Here is a 1,596-nt window from a genome sequence, read left to right as displayed (position 1 = left end):
ACAAGTCATGCCTGATGACCATAGCGAGTCGGTACCACCCCTTCCCATCCCGAACAGGACCGTGAAACGACTCCACGCCGATGATAGTGCGGATTACCCGTGTGAAAGTAGGTAATCGTCAGGCTCCCTAGCAGAAAACAGAAACCCCACCCCCAAAAGGTGGGGTTTCTGCGTTTACGGCAGGGGAAAATCTCAGGCCTATCCCACCGTCCATATCCGGCACGACGGGCAAACCGTCACGTTGCACACTGACAGCCTCGAACGGCGCGGCAATTACTGTCGGTTTATCGCCCAAACGGCAGGCAGCGCCAGCTCAGGCGTTCGCGGTCTGCACGTCTTACGTGCGCTGTCCCGATACGCCGCGTAACACCAGACGCAGCGTCACCCGAAACGCAGCGTCACCCGGGACGCAGCGTCACCCGGGACGCAGCGAGTTTGCCCATCCGTTCCCCCTCCACCCGTCCGCTCAGGCCCGCTTTCGCGCGGGCGTCTGATATGTCATGCCTGCGGCAAAGCGGTCCAGCCGTTCACTCGCGTCGGTGATCGCCCACAACGGGGCACGGTGCAGTTGCTGGTCGTAATTCGTCGCGATTGCGGCAAAAAGTGCGAACCCGGTGTTATCCAGTATCCATCTACCTGTCTCCCGTCCAATATCGAAAACCGTCGACACCGCACGTTCCGCCGCGCTGAGTTCCTCGTCAGATGCCGCGCCAAAGCCCAACTCGGCCAGAAAACCGGTCAGCAGCATGGTCTGTGTGAGGGTTTGCGCGTCAATCATGCTGCCTGCTCCGCGCCGCAGGGCGTCGAGCGCCAGATGTACTCGCAAAGCGAGGTCATCGGCGGTGTGCCGGGCAATCGGCAACAGCATGACCTTGGCATGCCGCGCACGCGCAGCGCCAGTGTGGCGAGATAAGGGGATCGGTTGTGCCATGAAGGTCCAATGTTTATGCCTGTGCAGATGCAATAACGGCGCGGGCTGCAAAAGGTTGAGCCCTCACTGATCGTGCAACAGATCGATTGGTTGGAATGCGGGTTGGCCAGGCGAGCTCACGCAGGTCACCGCTATCCTTCACGAGACCGATATCCGGCCAGATACAACGACAGCGTTGCGCACAACCCTCATCCGTGGGACATTAATCTTTCGATTTGCCTTCATGTTGGCGGCGAATCTCATTGACAGCATCGCCCGAATTGTCGATGCGTAACGGCGCCATGACAAAGTACGGCGCTCGCGCCTCGCTCTCACAGCAGGCGTATGGCGTTGGCTGGCTGGAGAAACGCTAAGCAAACGCTAGCGTCCGAAGGGCTCGCGGCGCGCATTCATCTGTGTTTGGCTGCGCAGCCACGACTGGAAAGCCGCGATGACCGAGTTCGTGATCTTCCATGACGACCGCTTCACAAGAAACCACTTACAAAATGCATCTGATGGCCTGCCATCCGCTAGGTCTTTACCCGCCTTGTACACAAAAATTCAGACACCCCGCACCCCGCACCCCGCACCCCCCCCCCCCCCCCCCCCCCCCCCCCCCCCCCCCCCCCCACCCCCCCCCCCCCCCCCCCCCCCCCCCCCCCCCCCCCCCCCCCCCCCCCCCCCCC

1 protein-coding gene and 1 rRNA gene are annotated in these 1,596 nt (G+C 61.8%); one reads left to right on the top strand and one right to left on the bottom strand.

Going from position 1 to position 1,596, the window contains the following annotated elements; translation table 11 throughout:
• The first annotated feature begins 10 nt into the window (after positions 1-10).
• A 5S ribosomal RNA gene (rrf, locus tag B0G83_RS37975) occupies positions 11-124 on the top strand.
• A 342-nt stretch (positions 125-466) separates the two neighbouring features.
• Here the strand turns inward: rrf and B0G83_RS37970 are convergent.
• Positions 467-931 carry a hypothetical protein gene (locus tag B0G83_RS37970; protein ID WP_105512358.1) on the bottom strand — a complete coding sequence of 155 codons (465 nt, stop codon included), beginning with the start codon at positions 929-931 and terminating at the stop codon, positions 467-469.
• Between the last annotated feature and the right edge of the window lie 665 nt (positions 932-1,596).

The sequence above is a fragment of the Paraburkholderia sp. BL21I4N1 genome (assembly GCF_002973525.1).
In the GTDB taxonomy this organism is placed as follows: Bacteria; Pseudomonadota; Gammaproteobacteria; order Burkholderiales; family Burkholderiaceae; genus Paraburkholderia.
The sequence above is the reverse complement of the archived record's forward strand: the minus strand, read 5'-3'. Positions and strand labels throughout refer to the sequence as shown.

Coding starts and splice junctions, on each gene's coding strand:
- B0G83_RS37970 (WP_105512358.1), bottom strand. CDS start 931: ATGGCACAACCGATCCCCTTATCTCGCCACACTGGCGCTGCGCGTGCG.